Genomic DNA, 18,829 nt, shown 5'->3' on the forward strand with positions numbered 1-18,829 from the left:
GCTCGCCGGCCGAGGCCGTGAGGTGCGGTTCGTCCCCTTGCCGCTCGGGGCGGGGTTGATGGCCGGCACTTGCGAGTTTGACATGATGCAATGCGGGTGTTACAGGTAAGTAACATCTCTAACGTTACAGACCGGTAACACCCTAGTCAAGAGGTGCACCGAGGGAATTTCGGGAAACGCAATCACGGAGGTTTTGATGACAGACGGTGTTGTGGAGCGTGTTCGCCCCCGGGACAGGATCCTGGAGACGGCACGGGACATGTTTCACAAGCATGGCATTCGCGGCGTCGGCATCGACGCCATTACCGAGGCCGCCGGCACCAACAAGATGACGCTCTACCGGCATTTCGAGTCCAAGGACGACCTGATCATCGAATGTCTGCGGGCGACCGCCTGCAGCGCCAACGCGATGTGGGAAAAGTTCGAGGCCGAGAATCCGGGCGACAAGCTGGCGCAGCTGCACGCCTGGGTCCGGATGGCGGCCGATTGCCTGATGTCGGATCGCCGCGGTTGCGACATGGCCAACGCCGCCATCGAGCTGAGCGAGGCGGATCATCCGGCAAGGCAAGTGATCAAGGAACTCAAGGAAGCGCAGCGCGAGCGGCTGGTCTCGCTGTGTCGCGATGCGGGTATCGGACAGGCCGAGCTTCTCGCCGATACGCTGTCGCTTCTGCTCGAGGGCGCCCGCGTCAGCCTGCAAAGCGTCGGCGCCGAGGGCCCGAGCGCGCAGTTCGTCCGCATGGCTGAAGGCCTGATCACGTCTTTCAGGGCAAGATAGTCTCGTAAGCGGCGAAACGACCCGTGGCGTTTCGATTGCGCGCCGCGCCGCCGGGTGATGTCTCGTCCCATCGCGATGTGCCATCTCGCGTCTCCTGTGCCGATCCTCCGCACCATTGCCGGCGCGGCGTTGTTTGCTGGTCGTGAGGCAGGATAGGGCCGCCGGCGAACCGGTGAGAGTGACAAGTGTGACAGGATTCCGCCCGATAAGCCGCGGCGGTCGCAGCGAAGCTCATCGATGCGCGGATCAGCAAACGTGTCCGGTGCTGTCCCGACCGCAAGCATTGGCCGCTATCCCGGAGCTGGAACAAAAAAAGCCCGCTGCCGGGAGGAGGTGGCAGCGGGCTCGATTTCGAATACGGCACGGGAGGAGGTGTGCCGCACTCAGCGTCGGCATCGCATCTGGGAGGAGTAGATGGCCGACACCTGCGAAACTATCGATTGCCCAATGATTCGGCAACCACAAAAGTTGCATAGGTGATGTGCAGATTTGCGGTATCAACCGAATTTTAACCATCGAGGCCCGAGCGACCATCGCCCTCGCGCGACATCACTGCACCGGGACATTTTCCTTGAAGATCAGGCGCGGCTCGATGAATTTCCGCGTCAGATAGGGCGCCGACGAGGCGATCGAGCCGAGCAGGCGAATGACCGACTGTTCGGCGATCAGCCGCGCATTCTGGTCGATGACGACGTCGAGCAGATCGTCGACCAGATAGCCGCGCGTCTCGCGCGTCAGATCATGGCAGATGAACACCGGCTTCGTCTGCGGCCTGACTTCGAGCAATGCTTTTGCCACGCCCGAGCGCCCGGCGCCGATACAGTAGATGCCGAGCAGCTCCGGCTCGCTGTGCAGCGCCTTCATGGTCGCGGTATAACTGGCCTCCGGCTCATCGTTGATCTCAACGGCGCTTGTGACCGTCAGATTGGGGAACTCCTCGCCGAGCACGGAGCGAAAGCCCATCTCGCGTTCCTCATGGCCGCGGTAGGAGCGTGAGCCGACGACCATCGCCAGATGGCCCTGGCGGCTGCCGAGGAACCGTCCCATCAGCAGCGCCGCGGTGCGGCCGGCCACCCGGTTGTCGATGCCGACATAGGCTGAGCGGGGCGCACCCGGAACATCGGACACCAGCGTGACCAGGCGTATGCCGGCCTCGACGATCTCGCGCAAGATGTTGCGCGTTCTCGGATGATCGATGGCGATGACGCCGACGCCGTTCGCCTTGAGCGAGAGGTTTTCGACGGCCGCCTGCAAGGCGCTCGGCGAGATGCCGGCGAGCTTGTGGATGCGGCAGGAGGCGACCAGCGGCAGGCGCGCCGCATAATCCTCGATGTGCCTGGCCAGATCGGCCATGAAGGCATTGCTGCCGATCGGCAGGAAGAATTCGAGATGCGCCGGCCGCGATGGCAACGCGACCTGGTCGACGACCGGCAGATAGCCGAGCTGCTTGGCCGCCTCCATCACGCGCTGCCGGTTGGCGGCACTGGCCCCCGGCCGGTTGTTGAGCACGCGGTCGACCGTCGCGGTCGACAGGCCGCAGCTCCTGGCAATATCCGAAACGGTGGCTTTCATGTCGCAACCATGTGGCGATGCGATCCAGTGCCTCGACGATCAGGCGGACCCCCGGCTGCTCAGCCGGGCCGTTGCGTGCCCTCGACCAGCGCGTCATGGATCTCCTTGTCCGACATGCCGGTGATGACGCGTTCGACTTCGGCGACGCTGGTCTTCTTCGGGTCAATATCGTCGGCGACCACCTTGCCGCGGCGCATGACGACGATGCGGTCGACCACCTGGAAGACATGATGGATGTTGTGGGCGATGAAGATGCACGAATGGCCGGAATCGCGGGCGCTGCGCACGAAGCTCAGCACGCCTTGCGTTTCGGCGACGCCGAGATTGTTGGTCGGCTCGTCGAGGATGATGAGGTCGCTGTCGAAATGCATGGCGCGCGCAATCGCCACCGCCTGCCGCTCGCCACCGGAGAGCGAGCCGATCGGCGTCGTCGGCGGGATGTTCTTCGAGATGCCGACCTGCTTGAGCAGGTCGCGGGCAACCACGTTCATTGCCTCCTGGTCCATCCGATTGAGGAAGCGCGGCGGCTTGATCGGCTCGCGCCCGAGAAACAGGTTGCGGGCGATCGACAGCTGCGTCACCAGCGCCGAATCCTGGTAGATCGTCTCGATGCCATGCGCGATGGCGTCGCTGGTACTGCGCAAATTCACCTTCTTGCCGCGAATGAAGATGTCGCCGCTGGTCAGCGGGACCGCGCCCGACAGCACCTTGATCAGCGTCGACTTGCCGGCGCCGTTGTCGCCGAGCAGGCCGACGATCTCCCTTTCGTTGACATGGAAATTGGCATCAACCAGCGCCTGCACGCGGCCATAGGACTTGCGGATATTTTCCATTCGGACAAGCGGTTCGGCCATGGTTCAAGTCCCTGCCTGATGCCGGCGTTCCAGCCATGAATGGAGCGCCATCATGCCGAGGATGATGGCACCGATGAAAATATTATAGGCAAGGCCCGGCACACCGATCAGCACGATGCCGTTGCGCATCACGCGCAGGATCAGGATACCGAGCACCGTGCCGATGATTGTGCCGCGCCCGCCTGTCAGCGCCGTGCCGCCGATCACCACCATGGCGATGACTTCGAGCTCGTAGCCGGTGCCGCTGTTGGGGTTGGCCGCCGAGGTGCGCAGCGAGGAGATGACCCCGGCAAGCGAGGCCAGGATCGACGACAGGATGAACAGGCCGATCTTGACACCGCTGACATTGACGCCGCGCGCCCTTGCAGCACTCGGGTTGCCGCCGGCTGCCTGGATCCAGTTGCCTGTCCGGCTCTGCGTCAGCACGTAACCGAGCGCGATTGCGGCGGCGATGAACCAGAACAGCGACATGTAGATACGGAACGGCCCGATGAAGAAATCGCCGACCAGCGCTTCCGCCAGCCAGCTGCCCTCGGCGCTCCAGGTCCGCTGCGGAAACCCGTTGGTGACGAACAAAGCGGTGCCGCGCACCACCAGCAGCATGCCCAGCGTCACCAGGAAGGACGGGATCTTGAGCTGCGTCACGAACCAGCCATTGACCAGTCCAATGAACGCAGCGACCACCAGCGCAACGACGAAAGCGGCTTCCAGCGAGGCGACGCCGCTGTTGAACAACGTCCACATCAGGACCGGCGAGAAGCCGAACACCGAGCCGACCGAGAGATCGAATTCGCCTGATGTCATCAACAGCGTCATCGCCAGCGCGATCAGCCCGAGCTCGACCGTGAAGGCCAGCGTGTTCGAGATGTTTTGCGGCGACAGGAAGTCGTGGTTGATGCCCCAGAACACGGCGATCTCGACGACGAGCAGCACAAACGGCCCGAACTCGGGCCGCGCGATCGAGCGTTGGATAACAGAACGATTTTCCACCTTGGACCCGCGATAGGATTGGATTTGGCCGCGACCGCAACCGGCTTCGGCGGAATGATGAGAAGGTCACGGCCGCCGAAGCGGCCGTGACCAACTCGATCGCGGATTTATTTGCCAGACAGGATCTTGTCGTAGACTGCCGCGGTGTCCTTCTCGTAGAGCGCGCCGGTGATCACGTCGAAGCCGGGCGGAATACCGCTCGCCGCCATGTTGGCGAGCGACAGCGCGACGTAGCTGGTCGCCTGCGGATCCTGCCACTGCGCGGCATTGACGTAGCCGTTCAGCACTTCCTGGGTGGTGTCGAGCGAGTTACCCCAGCCGACGACCGGGATTTCGCCCGGCTTGACGCCGACCTGGTCGAACACCCGCTTGATCGAACCCGTGACAAGGTCGCCGAGACCGATAACCGCCTTGACCTTGGCCCTGTTGGCGGTGAGGTAATCGACCATGCGGTTGATCACTTCGGCCTGGTCGAGCGTCGCTTCGGTGATTTCGTAGGTGATGCCGAGCGGCTCGAACACGCTCTTGATGCCTTCCTCTTCCTGGACGCCATAGGTGGCGCCGGGAATCTCGACCGGCATCCAGACGAAGTCGCCCTTCTTCACAAGGCCCTTGTCGACCAGATACTGCGCCCAATGTTTGCCGAAGGTGACGTTGTCGCCGCCGACATAGGCGTTGAAGTCCGCCTTCGGGTCGGGCGTGTTGAAGTTGATGATCGGGATGTTCGCCGCCCGCGCTTCCTTGGCGATCTCCACAAGGCTGCCCGGATCAGGGCTGGTCGTGGTGATGCCGTCGGCCTTGGCGGAAATCGCGGCGCGAACAGCCTCCTGCTGCGACGCCACGTCGCCATTGTGGAACGACGTGTTGACGGTGTTGCCGGTGTCCGCCGCCCATTGCTTGGCGCCGGCAAGGAAGTAGGTCCAGACCGGATCGGCCGGGCCGCCATGCGAAATCCAGTAGAACGTCTTGGCCTGTGCCGCGGCCGGAATGGCCAGGGCCACCACCAAGCCAAGTACAAGCAGTCTTAGCCTCGTCAGCATTTGATTTCCTCCCATTTGAACCGAACTCCTCCTCCGACGACGATCGCGGCCAAAAACCGTGCGCGGCCAAAGCCGTGATCGCATTTGCCAGCGTCGACCTGGGCGCATTAGAGCATTCCCTTTTTCGATCGATGGCAAGCCTCGATTGCCAATGGACGTTGGCGCAAGGCACCGCGCCATCAGCAATCCCATCAGATTGCATCAGTTTGGCTGATATTTTCCAGGCGGGCGACGATCGGCCTTGCGACCGTCATGCAATGCTGCGCGGCGGCGCGCCGAGCACGGATTGCTCTAGGTCGATAAGCGTCCCGGTCATCAGCCCGGAGGCGTCGCTGAGCAGGAACAGCGTTAGCTGGGCGACTTCGTCCATGGTCAGCAATCGACCAAGCGGCAGGCCGGCGGCGGCAATCTTTGCCCAGTTTTCGCCCTTGCCCAGCGTGCGCGCCTGCATCTCTTGTTCGGCCGGCGTCGCGACCCAGCCCATGTTGATGCCGTTGACGCGGATGCGATCGGAAAGATGCGCGTTGGCAATGTTTCTGGTCAGCGTCGAAAGCGCGCCCTTGGTTGCGGAATAGATGGCAAGGTCCGGCGTACCGCAATGCGCATTCACCGACAGTATGTTGACGATGGCCCCCGCCGCCCGCCGTGTCTTCATGTCGGCTACGGCCGCCTGCATGAGGAAGAACGGCGCGCGCGCATTGACGGAAAATAACCTGTCCCAGTCGTTGATTGTGCCAGTTTCCAGCGAGGCCCGGTCGGTGAGGGCCGCGGCGTTCACCAGACAATCGATGCGGCCGAGTCTTTTGATCGCTTCCGCCATGACAGCTGCAGGCGCGGCCGGATCTCCAAGATCGGCCTGGATGAAGACGACGGGCCGGCTTGGTCGTGAAAGCTCTTCGGCGATGCGTCTGCCACGCTCGGCATTGCGGCCGACAATGGCGATCCCTTCGCCGCCGTCGGCTGAGGCCAGCCGGGCGATGGTCTCGCCAAGCCCTTGCGTTCCGCCGGTAACGACAAGGGTCTTGCCCTCAAGAGCGACGATCAATGGACTCTCCCGAATGCCGACGAGCAGGTAATTTCCAATCAGAGAATTCTAGAAACTATCGGATGTTAGGCTGCGGGACTAGATGAGGTCGGCCCTGGCGAGGTCGCGCATCAGGTGGCTGGCGCCGTAGGTCCAGTGTGGGCAGTCGGGCGACAGCCGCACGCGGTTGACCAAGGCGCCGAATTTCTCCGACGAGATGGTGACGATGTCGCCGACTTTGTGGGTAAAGCCCTTGCCTGTTTCGCCGCGATCCTTCGACGGCACGAACATGGTGCCGAGATAAAGCGCCAGCCCGTCGGGGTATTGATGATGCGGCCCCATGGCGGCGGCGACCAACTCTTCCGGCGAGCGGCTGATCTCGGCCATCGAACTGGCGCCCTCCAGCGAGAACCCATCCTCGCCCTCGACTTTCAGGCGTACGATCGCCTGTTTTACGTCGCCAATTGAAAATGTCTCATCGAACAGCCGGATAAAGGGGCCAAGTGCTGCCGAAGCGTTGTTGTCCTTGGCTTTGCCGAGCAGCAGCGCCGAGCGCCCCTCGACGTCGCGCAGATTGACGTCGTTGCCGATCGTCGCCCCGACAATCCTGCCGCTGCTGGCGGCAATCATGGCGATCTCCGGCTCCGGATTGTTCCATGTCGAAACCGGATGCAGGCCGACATCGGCGCCGAAGCCGACCGAGGCCATCGGCTGGCACTTGGTGAAGATCTCGGCGTCGGGGCCGATGCCGACTTCCAGATATTGCGACCAGGCGCCGCGCGCTATCAGCTTGGCCTTGATCTCCATCGCTTCCGGCGAGCCGGGTTTGAGCTTCGACAGATCGTGGCCGATCAGCCCGGCGATGTCGGCGCGAATGGCGTCGGCCTTTTCCGCCGAACCGCGCGCCTGCTCCTCGATCACCCGTTCGAGCAGACTGACGACAAAGGTGACGCCAGACGCTTTGATCGCCTGCAGGTCGACAGGAGACAGCAGGTACGGTTTCCCCGGATCGCGCGCTGTCTCGAAACTGTTGGCGGCAATGGCATCGAGCGGGCCGATCGGCCGCCCCTTGGCCGAGCGGACGTGCCCCGCCGGATCCGGCAATTCGCAAACGTCGCGCACGGTCGGTGCCACATTTGACGTGATGTCGAAGACCGTGCCGTCACGCACCGTGACCACCAGCGGATGGGAAGCATCGCTCGCCCGGGCGCGGCCCACGAACAGGCCTTCGGCGGGCAAATGTGTGGCGTTCGTCATGGCTTACATTTCCTGTTGGCTTGTCCTTCGGCTGCGGCACTTTCAACAAATTCCCGCCAAAGGTCTATCCCGCCTGCAGGACGAGCTTTGTCAATTCTTTCAAGCGGTCTTCGCATCGCTGGACCTTGATCGAGCCTGACGTGCGCCAACGGCGACGGAAAACGCTCTTTCAAAATAATGAAACCGTCGCTAGGGTTTTCACCTACTGAAATCTCCAGGTGACGCTTGCCCGTACGGTTTTCCGATCCAATCTGGCAGAAGCCGCGGACGGCCACCGCGTTCCAGTCGCTTTTTCCAGCCGGCCGATGCGTCGATGTCGTTATCGTCGGCGGCGGTATCATGGGGCTGTCGACAGCCTTGCACGCTGCCCGGTTCGGCCTTGCCGTCCAGGTGCTGGAGGCCGGCGAAATTGGCAATGGCGCATCCGGCCTGAACGGCGGTCAGGTCATTCCCGGCCTGAAATACGATCCGGACTGGCTGCTGGAGCATTTTGGTCTCGAACGCGGCGAAGCGCTCGTCAACTTTGCCGCCTCGACCGCTGACACCGTCTTCGAATTGATCCGCGACGAAAGACTGGCGGTGCCGTTCGTCCGCAATGGCTGGATCCAGGCCGCGCATACCGAGACCGCGCTGAAAGCGTCGGCGAACCGGGATCGGCAGTGGCGGGCGCGCGGCGCCGATGTCCGGCTGCTGAGCGGGACGGAGATCGCGACGATGACCGGCGCGCAAGGCTATCTCGGCGGCTGGCTCGATCGCCGCGCCGGTGCCATCGATCCGCTCGCCTACACGTCGGAACTGGCGCGCGTCGCTGCAGCGGCGGGCGTAAAGATCGCCGAGCGCCAGAACGTGATGCAGATCAGCAAGAATGCCGGCATTTGGCATGTTTCTACGGAAAGCGGCGCCGAACTCAAGGCCAAGGCGATTGTCCTGGCGACCAACGCCTATACCGGCGGCCTGCTTCCCGGCCTCGCCGAGACGATCGTCCCGCTGCATTCCTTCCAGATCGCGACAGCGCCGCTATCGTCCAATCTCGCGGCGGCGATCCTGCCGGAAGGGCAGGCAGCGTCGGATTCGCGCCGCATCCTCGTCTATTACCGCAAGAGTTCCGATGGTCGGCTGGTGCTCGGCGGACGCGGCCGCATGGCCTTGCCGAACGGCCCGGCCGACTGGGCGCATCTGGAACGCGCGCTGCTGCGGCTCTACCCGGCGCTGTCCGATGTGGCCATTGAAAAGCGGTGGTTCGGCCGGGTGGCAATGACGCCGGACCATCTCCCGCATATCCACGAGCCAGAGAAGGGTCTGCTGGCGGTCGTCGGTTGCCAGGGCCGCGGCATCGGCCTGATGACCGCGCTTGGCGAGCGCATCGCCTCCTACCTGTCGAGCGGCGACACCAGGCAATTGCCGTTCCCGGTCTCGCCGATCCGGCCGATTCCGTTTCATGCGTTTCGGCAGGTCGGCGTCGCCGCGACCATCGCCTGGTACCGGATGCTGGACGCGTTCGAACGCTGACGTTCATGCCCAAGCATGAAACAGCTTGACAATTTCACAAACATGAAAAAAGCTTAATCGATTTCAAATTTCGATGGAGAGCCGATGTCGACCATCGTCCTAACGCAGTCGCTGCCGGAAACCCGGTCTTCGCCGGGTTTTCGCTTCGCCATGCTGCTGCCCGGCGGGTTGGTCACCTTCTTGCTGATCCTTTTCGCCCTTGGCCTGGTGTTCTTTCTCGCCTTTCGCGGCAATGACGGCTCGCTGCTGGGGGCTGGTTTCACCCTTGCGAATTTCGTCACCGTGGCCACCGATCCGCTGTACTGGACGGTGACGCTGCGCTCGCTGGGCATCGCCGGCCTGGTGACGCTGGCAACCGTCGTCACCGCCTATCCCGTTGCCTACTATCTGACTTTCCATGCCGGGCGGCGGCGCGGGCTGCTGCTGTTCCTGCTGACCCTGCCGTTCTGGACCAGCTATCTGCTGCGCGTCTTCGCCTGGAAGATCGTGCTTGCCTATAATGGCGTGCTCAACTCGGCGCTGATCGAAAGCGGCATCTGGTCGGAGCCGACATTGGCCTTCCTTAATACGCCGGCAGCGGTCGTCGTCACGCTCGCCCACGCTTATGCGCCGTTCGCCATCCTGCCCATCTATGTGGCGCTGGACACCATCCCGAAGTCGTTGCTCGAGGCCGCTTCCGATCTCGGCGCAAAACCATTCACCAGCTTCCGCCGCATCGTGCTGCCCAATTCGATGCCGGGCGTGCTGGCGGCCGCTCTCGTCGTCTTCGTGCCGACCGTCGGCGATTATGTGACGCCGGCGCTGGTCGGCGGCCCTGCCAGTACAATGATCGGCACACTGATCCAGGCCGAGTTCGGCAAGGCCAATGACTGGCCCTTCGGCGCCGCACTCGCCGTCGCCGTCATGCTGGTCATTCTCGCCGTGGTGCTGGTGGTGCGCTTCGCCGACCGGCGATACGGCAGCCGCACATGAACACGGCGCGTATCGATGCAAGGCAGGGTGGCGGCTGGCTGGGTGTCTATGTCCTTGCCTATCTGGTGTTCCTGTATCTGCCGATATTGCTGATCCCGCTGTTTTCCTTCAACAATTCGATCCAGGCGGCATTTCCGCTGCAAGGCTTCACGCTGGAATGGTACGGCACGCTGGTCGGCAATTCGGCGCTGTCCGGTGCGCTTGCCACCAGCCTCGTCATCGGCGCCATTGCCGCCACCGGCGCAACACTCTGCGGCATCACCGTGTCCTATATGGACCTCTACGGTCGCTCGCCGCTGGCCGCCACGATCAGTGCCATTGCGCGGCTGCCGATCCTGATCCCCGGCGTCATCGTCGGCATCTCGCTGTTGATCCTGGTCAATCTCGCCGGTTTCGGGCCGTCGCGCGTTGCCATTGTGCTCGGCCACGTATTGGTGGCGCTGCCGACGACGGTGGTGGTCATGCGCAGCCGCTTCGCCGCCATCCCGAAGACCGTCCGTGAGGCAGCGCTCGACCTCGGCGCCTCGGACTGGACGACCTTCAGACGGGTGATGCTGCCGCTCAGCCTGCCCGCCATTATTTCGGCGTTCATGCTGGCCTTCCTGACCTCGTTCGACGAGTTCATCGTCGCCTTCTTCCTTGCCGGCACCGAGCCGACGCTGCCGCTTTATATCTGGAGCCAGCTGCGCTTCCCGAAATCGCTGCCGACCGTCATGGCGCTCGGCACGGCGATCCTGGCCGTGTCGTTCGTCATCGCCGCACTCGCCGAAATCCTGCGCCATCGCGGGCTTGCCGCCACCCGGCGGCCAGCGCCCGCCAGCCTGTCAAAACCAGAAGAAACCGAAAGAGGAGAACTGCAATGGCATTCGACCTGAAATCGATAACGGCAAAGACAACGAAAACGGGACTGGCTGCTTTCGCGCTGGCGCTGGCGCTTGCGTCGACTGTCGCCTTTGCCGGCGACAAGCTGCAATATTTCACCTGGTCGGGCTATGAACTGCCCGACTTCAACAAGAGCTTCCTCGCCGCGCACCCCGATGGTGTCGAAGCCTCGATGTTCGGCGACGACGATGACGCCTTCACCAAGGTCAAGGCCGGCTTCCGCCCCGATGTCGCGCACCCTTGCTATGACAAGGTGGCGCGCTGGAACAAGGAAGGCCTGCTGCAGCCGATCGACACCAAGCGCATCAAGAACTGGGATTCGATCTTCCCGGTCTTCAAGAACCTGCCCGACCTGCAGGCCGGCGACGGCAAGGTCTGGATGGTGCCGTGGGACTGGGGCAATACCTCGATCCTCTACCGCACCGATCTGGTGAAGAACCCGCAAGCCAGCTGGAACCTGCTCTGGGACAAGCAATATGCCGGGCGCATGGCGACCATCGATGCCGTCCACGACACACCGGTGGTGGCGGCCCTTCTGGCCGGCGTCAATCCATTCGACATGACACCGCAACAGATGGACAAGGTGGCGGAAAAACTGCGCGAGCAGCGCCCGCTGCTCTCGAACTATACCACCGACATGACCTCGGTCGAACAGGCACTGGCGAGCGGGCAGCTGGTCGCGGCCATGACCTGGAACGCCTCGGCCACCTCGCTGAAGAAGCAGGGCGTGCCTGTCGAGTTCATGAAGCCGAAGGAAGGCATGCTGACCTGGGCCTGCGGTTTCGTCATGCTCAAGGACGCCAAGAACGTCGACCTAGCCTATGACTTCATCAACAGCCGGCTGGAAACGGATTCCGGAAAGTATCTGATCCAGGCCTACGGCTATGGCAGCTCGACCAGCTCGGCTTTCGCCGCTGTGCCGAAGGAGGAGTTGGAGAAACTGCAGCTGCCTTCCGATCCCGAGGTGATGCTGAAGACCACGATCTTCACCGGACCGATGAAGCAGAATGACGAACTCGCCAAGATGTTCGAGAAGGTCAAGGCAGGCGGCTGAGCCTGGTTCTTCCTTCTCCCCTTGCGGGAGAAGGTGTCGCCGAAGGCGACGGATGAGGGGTGTTCCAGATGGCACCGACAGCACTCCGGCCAACACCCCTCATCCGTCTCGGCGCCTCGCGCCGATCCACCTTCTCCCACAAGGGGAGAAGGGAAAACCTAACCAAACAAGGACGAACGAATGGACATGCTGGACGAAGCGGCTGAGAAGCCGAAGGACGACGCCGACATCAGGGTCGGCCGGCGCGTGCGGGCGCTCAGGCTGGAGCGCAATCTCTCGCTGGCCGAACTTGCCGCCAAAGCCGGTGTCTCGATAGGTGCGCTAAGCCAGATCGAGCGCGGCATGTCGTCATTGCGGGTCCGCGTGATCTGGCCGCTTGCGGCCGCCCTCGATATAGAGCCGTCGGCGCTGATCGCCGACGGCAATGATGTCGGCAACGATCTTTATTGCGTGCGCGCCAACAGCCGGCGTCAGATCCCGGTCAAGTCGGAAGGCATCGCCAAGGCGCTGCTGTCGCCGCCGGCCGCCACGCTGACCGGCATGCTGGTGACCGTGGAAGCCGGTGGCGGCACCGCCGAAGCCTATGCTCATGCCGGCCATGAATTCGGCTTCGTCCTGTCGGGCGAGGTCGAGCTGGTGGTCGATTCGACCAGATACGGGCTGAAGGCCGGAGACAGCTTCGCCTTCAAGAGCACGTTGCTGCATGCCTTCCGCAATCCGGGCAGCGAGCGCTGCCAGATCCTGTGGGTCAACACGACCAAACCGTCCGAGGTTCGCGATGGCGCCTGATCCGCTCGTCCGGCTGGACAAGGTCTCCAAGATTTTCCCCGGCGGCATCATCGGGCTCGACGCCGTCGATCTCGATATTTCGCGCGGCGAGTTCCTGACCCTGCTCGGACCGTCCGGCTGCGGCAAGACCACCAGCCTGCGGGTCATCGCCGGATTCGAGAGCCCGTCGAACGGCAAGGTCCTGCTCGAAGGCCGCGACATCACGGCGCTCAGGCCCTTCGACCGTCCTGTCAATACCGTGTTCCAGGACTACGCGCTGTTCCCACACATGAACGTTGCCGAAAATGTCGGCTTCGGCCTGTCGCTGCGCAAGCTCTCCGGTGCCGAACAGGTAAAGCGCGTCGGCGCAGCGCTCGACATGGTCGGCCTTGCCGAGAAGCTCGGCGCCCGCGTGTCCGAATTGTCGGGTGGCCAGCGCCAGCGCGTCGCGCTTGCCCGCGCCATCGTCTGCGAGCCGCGTGTGCTGCTGCTCGACGAGCCGCTGTCGGCGCTCGACGCGCATCTGCGCGAGCAGATGCAGGTCGAACTGAAGCGGCTGCAGTCGCGGCTTGGCACCACTTTCGTCATGGTCACGCACGACCAGACCGAGGCGCTGTCGATCTCAGACCGCATTGTCGTGATGAACAAGGGCCGCATAGAGCAGATTGCGCCGCCGGCGACCCTTTACGACCGCCCCGCCACCAAATTCGTCGCCAGCTTCATCGGCACCATGAATCTTCTGCAGTCGCGCTTTGTCGGCCGTGACGGCGAGCGCTTGCGGTTCATCGCCGGCGCTCTGCCGCTGGAAGCGATTTCGGATAAAGGCGAGCTGCCTGGCGAGGGCACGGTGCGCACCATTGGCGTGCGTCCGGAGGACCTTTTGGCCACGACCGAGGCGGCGGCCGGTACTGCACCGGTGCGGGTGAACAGCATCGTCTTTCACGGCCGCACCTTGCGCCTTCATGCAGAGTTGGGGCAGGGGACACAGGTGGTGATCGACGCGCCGCGCCGGACAGAGGGTTTTCAATTCAGCGTCGGCGACGTGGCGCATATCAGCCTGCGCCGTGGTGCCAACTGCCCTATGCTGCCTAGCTAGTCTCACTCATTTCCAGAAAACCGGAGCACGACCCATGAGCAATCATCTCAATTTTTTCATCGGCGGCAAATGGGTCGGCCCGGTGGTTCCGGCAACGCTGGATGTGATCGATCCGTCCACTGAAGAGGCCTACACCAAAATCTCGGTCGGCTCGAAAGCCGATGTCGACAAGGCCGTGGCTGCAGCCAAGGCGGCATTCCCGGCCTTTTCGCAAACGACCAAGGCCGAGCGCCTGAAGCTGCTGAAGCGTATCCTCGACGTCTACAATGAGCGCTACGAGGACATCGCCCAGGCGGTCAGCCAGGAAATGGGCGCGCCGATCAGGTGGGCGCGCGAGGCGCAGGCCTGGGCGGGCAGGGCGCACATGGAAGCTACCATCAAGGCGCTGGAGGATTACGAATTCAGCGAGAAGCGCGGCACCACCATGGTGGTCAAGGAGCCGATCGGCGTCTGCGCGCTGATTACACCGTGGAACTGGCCGCTCAACCAGATAGTCTGCAAGGTGGCGCCGGCCATCGCCGCCGGCTGCACCGTCGTTTTAAAGCCTTCCGAAATCGCGCCGATCAGCGGCATCATCTTTTCCGAGGTGATGGACGCCGCCGGCACGCCGAAGGGCGTCTACAATATGGTGAATGGCACTGGTCCGGATGTCGGCCAGGTCATGGCTGGCCATCCCGACGTCGACATGGTCTCGTTCACCGGGTCGACCCGGGCCGGCATCATCGTCGCCAAGACGGCGGCCGAGACGGTAAAGCGCGTCGCGCAGGAGCTCGGCGGCAAATCGGCCAACATCGTGCTGCCCGACGCTGACTTCGAGACGGCGGTGCGCAAGGGTGTCAACGCCTGCTTCGGCAATAGCGGCCAGTCTTGCGATGCGCCGACTCGCATGCTGGTGCCGGCCGCCCGTCACGACGAGGCGCTGACGATCGCCAGGAAGGCCGCCGAACGGCACAAGGTCGGCGACCCGCGCTCGGAGGAGACGAAGCTCGGGCCGGTGGTCAGCAACATCCAGTTCGACAAGATCCAGCGGTTGATCGAGGCAGGTATCGCCGAGGGTGCGACGCTGGTCACCGGCGGCCCCGGCCGGCCGGAACACCTCAACCGTGGCTATTATGTGCGACCGACCGTTTTCGGCCACGTCAGGCCTGGCATGACCATCGAGAAGGAGGAGATTTTCGGGCCGGTCCTGTCGGTCATCTCCTACGATGACGATGATGATGCGGTGAAGATCGCCAACGACACCGTCTATGGCCTGGCTGCCTATGTGCAGTCCGGGGATATCGACCACGCCCGCAAGATTGCCAGCCGGCTACGCGCCGGGCAGGTCTCGATCAACTATCCGGAATGGGACACGTTCGCGCCCTTCGGCGGCTACAAGCAGTCCGGCAACGGCCGCGAATACGCCGACTGGGCCATCCACGACTTCCTCGAGATCAAGGGCATCATCGGCTACGGCGCCTGAGCGTTCAACATTGGCATTACGCCAACCGTCAAGTTTGTTGCGAGCGTTGGTGCCTCGGCACCGGCGTTCGGTTGAACGGCCACGACGGCTCCGTGGCCGCAATGTGAGTGCGAAGCAGGGTCGCCTCAGATCGTCTTGAGATAGCCGGCCAACTGATCCGCCACCGTGCCCCAGCCGTCGTGAAAGCCCATCTCCTCGTGGCAAGCGTGAAAATCGCCGACGGCCGGCGAGGCCGCTGGAAAAGTCAGAGGCGCGGTTTTACGGTGCCGCTAGAATCGACCGGTCCGAGGATCCGTTTTGACGATCACCATGTACGGCATTACCAATTGCGATACGGTCAAGAAGGCGCGTTCCTGGCTGGCGAGCCATGATGTTGCCTATCGCTTTCACGACTACAGGGCAGACGGGCTTGAAGCGGATCGGCTGAACGGCTGGTCAGGCAAGGTCGGCTGGGAAATCCTGCTCAACAAGGCGAGCACAACGTTCCGTGAACTGTCGGACGAGGACAGACTGGGCTTGGACGAGAACAAGGCCAAGGCGCTTATGCTGGCCAAACCGACGATGATCAAGCGTCCGGTGCTGGAACTTGGCGACAGGGTTCTCGTTGGCTTCAAGCCTGATGTTTATCAGCAGGCGGTGAGTGGGAAATAGGACCGACCCGCCATGATCCGTCGCGTCCCCCTCTGTCCTGCCGGACATCTCCCCCAACAAGGGTGGAGATTGGCAGCTTCGGCGCTCCGCTCACCACTGCAACCTTGGATATTGGCGATAGCCGGCGACATGCCGCCTGCCTGCATATTGATCGTATCAAACGCTTGTGGTTTTCCCACGCAAATAGCTCGCCAGCGCCACCGCGTTATTGTGCTTCTTGTCATGCGCGCCGTAGAGCAGCGTCACCCGGCCTTTGTCGAGCAGAGCGCACAGCTGGCCGACCGCCTCGCCGTTCCGGTCGAGCTCATCGCGGTATCGCCGCTGGAACTCCGCCCAGCGCGCCGGCTCATGGCCGAACCATTTGCGCAACCCATTGCTTGGCGCGATGTCCTTTAGCCATAGCGTCAGCGCCGCTTCCTCTTTGCGGACGCCGCGAGGCCATATGCGGTCGACGAGCACCCGCTGCCCGTCATCGGGCGCCGGCGGCTCATAGATGCGCTTTACCGCGAGCTCCATTGCCAATTCCGCATGGGCCAGCAGGCGCCGCTGCTTGCTGCCCTTCGTTTAGAGATCCCGGGCCTAAACCCACTCGCCCTTGCGCATCACCGGCACGCGGCTGCCGTCCTTATGGACGCCGTCTATGTCGATCTTGTCCGAGCCGATCATCCAGTCGATGTGGATGAAACTCTTGTTGCCGCCGCGCGCCGCGATCTCGTCCTGGCCGAGCGAGGCGCCGTCGACGAAGCACTTCGAATAGCACTGGCCGAGCGCGATGTGGCAGGCGGCGTTCTCGTCGAACAGCGTGTTGAAAAACAGCAGCCCGCTCTTGGCGATCGGCGAGGAATGCGGCACCAGCGCCACCTCGCCGAGACGGCGCGAGCCTTCGTCGGTGTCGAGCACCTTCTGCAGCACATCCTCGCCCTTCGTGGCCTTGGCCTCGACAATGCGGCCCGCCTCGAAACGCACCGCAATGCCGTCGATCAGGGTACCCTGATAGGACAGCGGCTTGGTGCTGGTGACATGGCCTTCGACTCGCCTTGCATGCGGCGTGGTGAAAACCTCTTCGGTCGGGATGTTGGGGTTGCAGGTGATGCCGTTCTTGGCGGTCGAGGCGCCGCCCATCCACTCGTGGCCGTCGGCCAGCCCGACGGTCAGGTCGGTGCCGGGGCCGGTGAAATGCAGCGCGTGGAAATTGTGGCCGTTCAGCCATTCGGTGCGGCTCTTCAACGCCGCATTGTGCGCCGTCCAATTGCCGATCGGGTCTTCGACATCCACCCGCGAGGCGGCAAAGATAGCGTCGGCGAGCTTGGCCACGGCGACGTCGTCAGCGTCGTCCGGGAATACCTGCTTGGCCCAGGCCTGATCGGGATAGGCGACGATGTTCCAGTTGATGTCGAAGCCGGTGATCTTCTCCAGCGCCGGCTTGTAGGCCATCGAATTCGCCTTGTTGGCACGCGCCACCTTTGCCGGGTCCTGCGCCGAAAGCAGCGACGGATCCTCGCCGCGCACGGCGAGCCTAGCCGCATTGTTGGCGAAGGCTTTTGCCATGCCTTCGTAGAGCCAGCCGGCGGCGCGGTCGAAACCGGCGTCGGCGCCGTAGCGGAAGCGCGCGAGAGTGATCTCATCGTCGTTGAAGATCGGCGTCACCAGGCCCGCGCCTGCCTTGTAGGCGTGCTCGATGATCCGCCGCGTCAGAGGCAGCGCGGCGATAGACGAGGTCAGCACCAGATCCTGCCCCGGCTGCAATTGCAGCCCGACCTTGACGGCGACCTCCGCCAGCCTGTCGAGCTTCACCGGGTCGATGCTTGCGGAAACGCCGCGCGAATGTGTGGTCATGATCCTGCCTGCCGTGATTGGGGACTGTTTCTTACATAGACCGGCGCTGCCGACCTTTCCACTCTGATGACGCCGGCAGGTCTAGCTGGCGCTCTCGAGCGACCTGAACTGCGCCATCGTCGCCTCGATCTCTTCGCGGATCCAGGTCTTGAAATCCCTGACCTTGCGGCTTTCGCCCTTGCTGGCCGAAGTCACCAGCCAATAGCCGAGGCCGCTCTGGGCGCGTATGCCGAACGGCGCGACGAGACGTCCGTCGGCCAGTGCGTCGGCGGCCAGCAAATGCCAGCCGAGCATGACGCCGTGACCGGCAATCGCCGATTCCAGGCACAGCATCGGATCGGTGAAGCGCGCGCCGTTCATGAAGGTGACCGGCTCCACTCCGGCCGCTTCGAACCAGCTCTCCCAACTGATCATCGACCTTTCGTCCGTGATCGCACAGGTCAAAGCAAGGTCCTCGATCGATTTCAGCTTGCTGGCGATCACCGGTGCGCAGACCGGAAACACCTCCTGCGCCAGCAGCAATTCGGCCCGCCCGCCCGGCCATTTGCCGTCGCCGAGCCGGATGGCGACGTCGATGTCCGAACGATCGAGATCGGCAAGCCGCACCGAGGCATCGATGCGCAGGAGCACGTTCGGATGGCGGGCAAAATGCCGCGACAGCCGCGGCAGCAGCCATTTCGAGGCGAAAGCCGGCGCCACCGAAACCACGAGCGTGCACTCCGAGCTTTCGTCGGCAAGCGCCACCGCCTGTGCGAGTTCGCGGAAGCCTGCGCTGAGCCGGGCGCTAAAGACGGTGCCGAATTCGGTCGCCACCAGGCCAGCTGGCGTTCGTTCGAACAGCGCCCGGCCGAGCTGCTTTTCTGTCCGGTTGATCTGCTGGCTGACGGCGCTGACCGAGACGTTGAGCTCGCCGGCCGCCGCCGCAAGCGAGCCCAGGCGGGCAACGGTTTCCACGGCGCGCAAGCCGTTGAGATGGACGCGGTTCAGAGTAGCCATACAGTTTTTCTAAACTGGAGCGGCGGAAATCTCAATTGCCAGACGCTAACGAACGGCGGATTCTAAGTGGGTTACGCAGAGTGAGGAG

The 18,829-nt window shown here is 63.3% G+C and carries 19 protein-coding genes; 9 read left to right on the forward strand and 10 right to left on the reverse strand.

Going from position 1 to position 18,829, the window contains the following annotated elements:
* Nucleotides 1–196: 196 nt before the first annotated feature.
* The gene (locus NKI08_RS09475) at nt 197–778 is read left to right on the forward strand and encodes a TetR/AcrR family transcriptional regulator (RefSeq protein WP_031211029.1); all 582 of its coding nucleotides are present in this window, start codon (nt 197–199) and stop codon (nt 776–778) included.
* 549 nt (nt 779–1,327) lie between these two features.
* On the opposite strand, the gene NKI08_RS09480 is transcribed toward NKI08_RS09475, so the two are convergent.
* From NKI08_RS09480 to NKI08_RS09510, 7 genes are all read right to left on the reverse strand, one after another.
* A complete protein-coding gene (locus tag NKI08_RS09480; protein ID WP_352681080.1) occupies nt 1,328–2,350 on the reverse strand; it encodes a LacI family DNA-binding transcriptional regulator in 1,023 nt (340 codons plus the stop codon).
* 59 nt (nt 2,351–2,409) lie between these two features.
* Nucleotides 2,410–3,204 carry an ATP-binding cassette domain-containing protein gene (locus NKI08_RS09485; RefSeq protein WP_023674040.1) on the reverse strand — a complete coding sequence of 265 codons (795 nt, stop codon included), beginning with the start codon at nt 3,202–3,204 and terminating at the stop codon, nt 2,410–2,412.
* A gap of 3 nt (nt 3,205–3,207) precedes the next feature.
* A complete protein-coding gene (locus NKI08_RS09490) occupies nt 3,208–4,194 on the reverse strand; it encodes an ABC transporter permease (RefSeq protein ID WP_352579431.1) in 987 nt (328 codons plus the stop codon).
* Between the two features lie 107 nt (nt 4,195–4,301).
* Nucleotides 4,302–5,234 carry a substrate-binding domain-containing protein gene (locus NKI08_RS09495; RefSeq protein ID WP_352473388.1) on the reverse strand — a complete coding sequence of 311 codons (933 nt, stop codon included), beginning with the start codon at nt 5,232–5,234 and terminating at the stop codon, nt 4,302–4,304.
* Between the two features lie 250 nt (nt 5,235–5,484).
* On the reverse strand, nt 5,485–6,279 hold the full coding sequence (locus NKI08_RS09500; protein WP_352681085.1) for an SDR family oxidoreductase: 795 nt from the start codon (nt 6,277–6,279) through the stop codon (nt 5,485–5,487).
* A 78-nt stretch (nt 6,280–6,357) separates the two neighbouring features.
* Entirely contained in the window at nt 6,358–7,515 is a 1,158-nt protein-coding gene (locus tag NKI08_RS09505) for a fumarylacetoacetate hydrolase family protein (protein WP_352452558.1), read from the reverse strand.
* Nucleotides 7,512–7,856 (reverse strand): hypothetical protein, encoded by a 345-nt coding sequence (locus NKI08_RS09510; RefSeq protein WP_352768600.1) that lies wholly within the window; start codon nt 7,854–7,856, stop codon nt 7,512–7,514. Before NKI08_RS09510 ends, NKI08_RS09505 begins: the two co-directional genes overlap by 4 nt.
* Between NKI08_RS09510 and NKI08_RS09515 the strand changes: the two genes are divergently transcribed.
* The 8 genes from NKI08_RS09515 (at nt 7,741) to NKI08_RS09550 (ending at nt 15,909) form a co-directional block, all read left to right on the forward strand.
* Nucleotides 7,741–9,024, forward strand: coding sequence for an NAD(P)/FAD-dependent oxidoreductase (locus NKI08_RS09515; protein WP_352814696.1), 1,284 nt, complete (start codon nt 7,741–7,743; stop codon nt 9,022–9,024). The genes NKI08_RS09510 and NKI08_RS09515 overlap by 116 nt on opposite strands.
* 84 nt (nt 9,025–9,108) lie before the next feature.
* Nucleotides 9,109–9,996 (forward strand): ABC transporter permease, encoded by an 888-nt coding sequence (locus NKI08_RS09520; RefSeq protein ID WP_352681089.1) that lies wholly within the window; start codon nt 9,109–9,111, stop codon nt 9,994–9,996.
* Nucleotides 9,993–10,871 (forward strand): ABC transporter permease, encoded by an 879-nt coding sequence (locus tag NKI08_RS09525; protein WP_352681091.1) that lies wholly within the window; start codon nt 9,993–9,995, stop codon nt 10,869–10,871. The genes NKI08_RS09520 and NKI08_RS09525 overlap by 4 nt, the downstream gene beginning before the upstream one ends.
* Nucleotides 10,856–11,932, forward strand: coding sequence for an ABC transporter substrate-binding protein (locus tag NKI08_RS09530; RefSeq protein WP_352768607.1), 1,077 nt, complete (start codon nt 10,856–10,858; stop codon nt 11,930–11,932). Before NKI08_RS09525 ends, NKI08_RS09530 begins: the two co-directional genes overlap by 16 nt.
* Nucleotides 11,933–12,112: 180 nt before the next feature.
* Nucleotides 12,113–12,721 carry a cupin domain-containing protein gene (locus tag NKI08_RS09535; protein ID WP_352768609.1) on the forward strand — a complete coding sequence of 203 codons (609 nt, stop codon included), beginning with the start codon at nt 12,113–12,115 and terminating at the stop codon, nt 12,719–12,721.
* Nucleotides 12,711–13,796 carry an ABC transporter ATP-binding protein gene (locus tag NKI08_RS09540; protein WP_352768611.1) on the forward strand — a complete coding sequence of 362 codons (1,086 nt, stop codon included), beginning with the start codon at nt 12,711–12,713 and terminating at the stop codon, nt 13,794–13,796. Before NKI08_RS09535 ends, NKI08_RS09540 begins: the two co-directional genes overlap by 11 nt.
* Nucleotides 13,797–13,830: 34 nt before the next feature.
* The gene (locus tag NKI08_RS09545; protein ID WP_352768614.1) at nt 13,831–15,258 is read left to right on the forward strand and encodes an aldehyde dehydrogenase family protein; all 1,428 of its coding nucleotides are present in this window, start codon (nt 13,831–13,833) and stop codon (nt 15,256–15,258) included.
* Between the two features lie 297 nt (nt 15,259–15,555).
* Nucleotides 15,556–15,909 carry an ArsC family reductase gene (locus tag NKI08_RS09550; protein WP_352502008.1) on the forward strand — a complete coding sequence of 118 codons (354 nt, stop codon included), beginning with the start codon at nt 15,556–15,558 and terminating at the stop codon, nt 15,907–15,909.
* 156 nt (nt 15,910–16,065) lie between these two features.
* On the opposite strand, the gene NKI08_RS09555 is transcribed toward NKI08_RS09550, so the two are convergent.
* From NKI08_RS09555 to NKI08_RS09565, 3 genes are all read right to left on the reverse strand, one after another.
* Nucleotides 16,066–16,431 carry a DUF488 domain-containing protein gene (locus tag NKI08_RS09555; RefSeq protein ID WP_352540133.1) on the reverse strand — a complete coding sequence of 122 codons (366 nt, stop codon included), beginning with the start codon at nt 16,429–16,431 and terminating at the stop codon, nt 16,066–16,068.
* A gap of 57 nt (nt 16,432–16,488) precedes the next feature.
* Nucleotides 16,489–17,745 (reverse strand): aminopeptidase, encoded by a 1,257-nt coding sequence (locus NKI08_RS09560; RefSeq protein WP_352540132.1) that lies wholly within the window; start codon nt 17,743–17,745, stop codon nt 16,489–16,491.
* An 81-nt stretch (nt 17,746–17,826) separates the two neighbouring features.
* A complete protein-coding gene (locus NKI08_RS09565; protein WP_352681098.1) occupies nt 17,827–18,741 on the reverse strand; it encodes a LysR substrate-binding domain-containing protein in 915 nt (304 codons plus the stop codon).
* Nucleotides 18,742–18,829 lie beyond the last annotated feature (88 nt).

This window comes from Mesorhizobium sp. M0768, from assembly GCF_040320195.1.
Classification (GTDB): Bacteria; Pseudomonadota; Alphaproteobacteria; order Rhizobiales; family Rhizobiaceae; genus Mesorhizobium.

Coding starts and splice junctions, on each gene's coding strand:
- NKI08_RS09475 (WP_031211029.1), top strand. CDS start 197: ATGACAGACGGTGTTGTGGAGCGTGTTCGCCCCCGGGACAGGATCCTG.
- NKI08_RS09520 (WP_352681089.1), top strand. CDS start 9,109: ATGTCGACCATCGTCCTAACGCAGTCGCTGCCGGAAACCCGGTCTTCG.
- NKI08_RS09535 (WP_352768609.1), top strand. CDS start 12,113: ATGGACATGCTGGACGAAGCGGCTGAGAAGCCGAAGGACGACGCCGAC.
- NKI08_RS09495 (WP_352473388.1), bottom strand. CDS start 5,234: ATGCTGACGAGGCTAAGACTGCTTGTACTTGGCTTGGTGGTGGCCCTG.
- NKI08_RS09545 (WP_352768614.1), top strand. CDS start 13,831: ATGAGCAATCATCTCAATTTTTTCATCGGCGGCAAATGGGTCGGCCCG.
- NKI08_RS09485 (WP_023674040.1), bottom strand. CDS start 3,204: ATGGCCGAACCGCTTGTCCGAATGGAAAATATCCGCAAGTCCTATGGC.
- NKI08_RS09505 (WP_352452558.1), bottom strand. CDS start 7,515: ATGACGAACGCCACACATTTGCCCGCCGAAGGCCTGTTCGTGGGCCGC.
- NKI08_RS09560 (WP_352540132.1), bottom strand. CDS start 17,745: ATGACCACACATTCGCGCGGCGTTTCCGCAAGCATCGACCCGGTGAAG.
- NKI08_RS09510 (WP_352768600.1), bottom strand. CDS start 7,856: ATGATACCGCCGCCGACGATAACGACATCGACGCATCGGCCGGCTGGA.
- NKI08_RS09480 (WP_352681080.1), bottom strand. CDS start 2,350: ATGAAAGCCACCGTTTCGGATATTGCCAGGAGCTGCGGCCTGTCGACC.
- NKI08_RS09565 (WP_352681098.1), bottom strand. CDS start 18,741: ATGGCTACTCTGAACCGCGTCCATCTCAACGGCTTGCGCGCCGTGGAA.
- NKI08_RS09540 (WP_352768611.1), top strand. CDS start 12,711: ATGGCGCCTGATCCGCTCGTCCGGCTGGACAAGGTCTCCAAGATTTTC.
- NKI08_RS09530 (WP_352768607.1), top strand. CDS start 10,856: ATGGCATTCGACCTGAAATCGATAACGGCAAAGACAACGAAAACGGGA.
- NKI08_RS09525 (WP_352681091.1), top strand. CDS start 9,993: ATGAACACGGCGCGTATCGATGCAAGGCAGGGTGGCGGCTGGCTGGGT.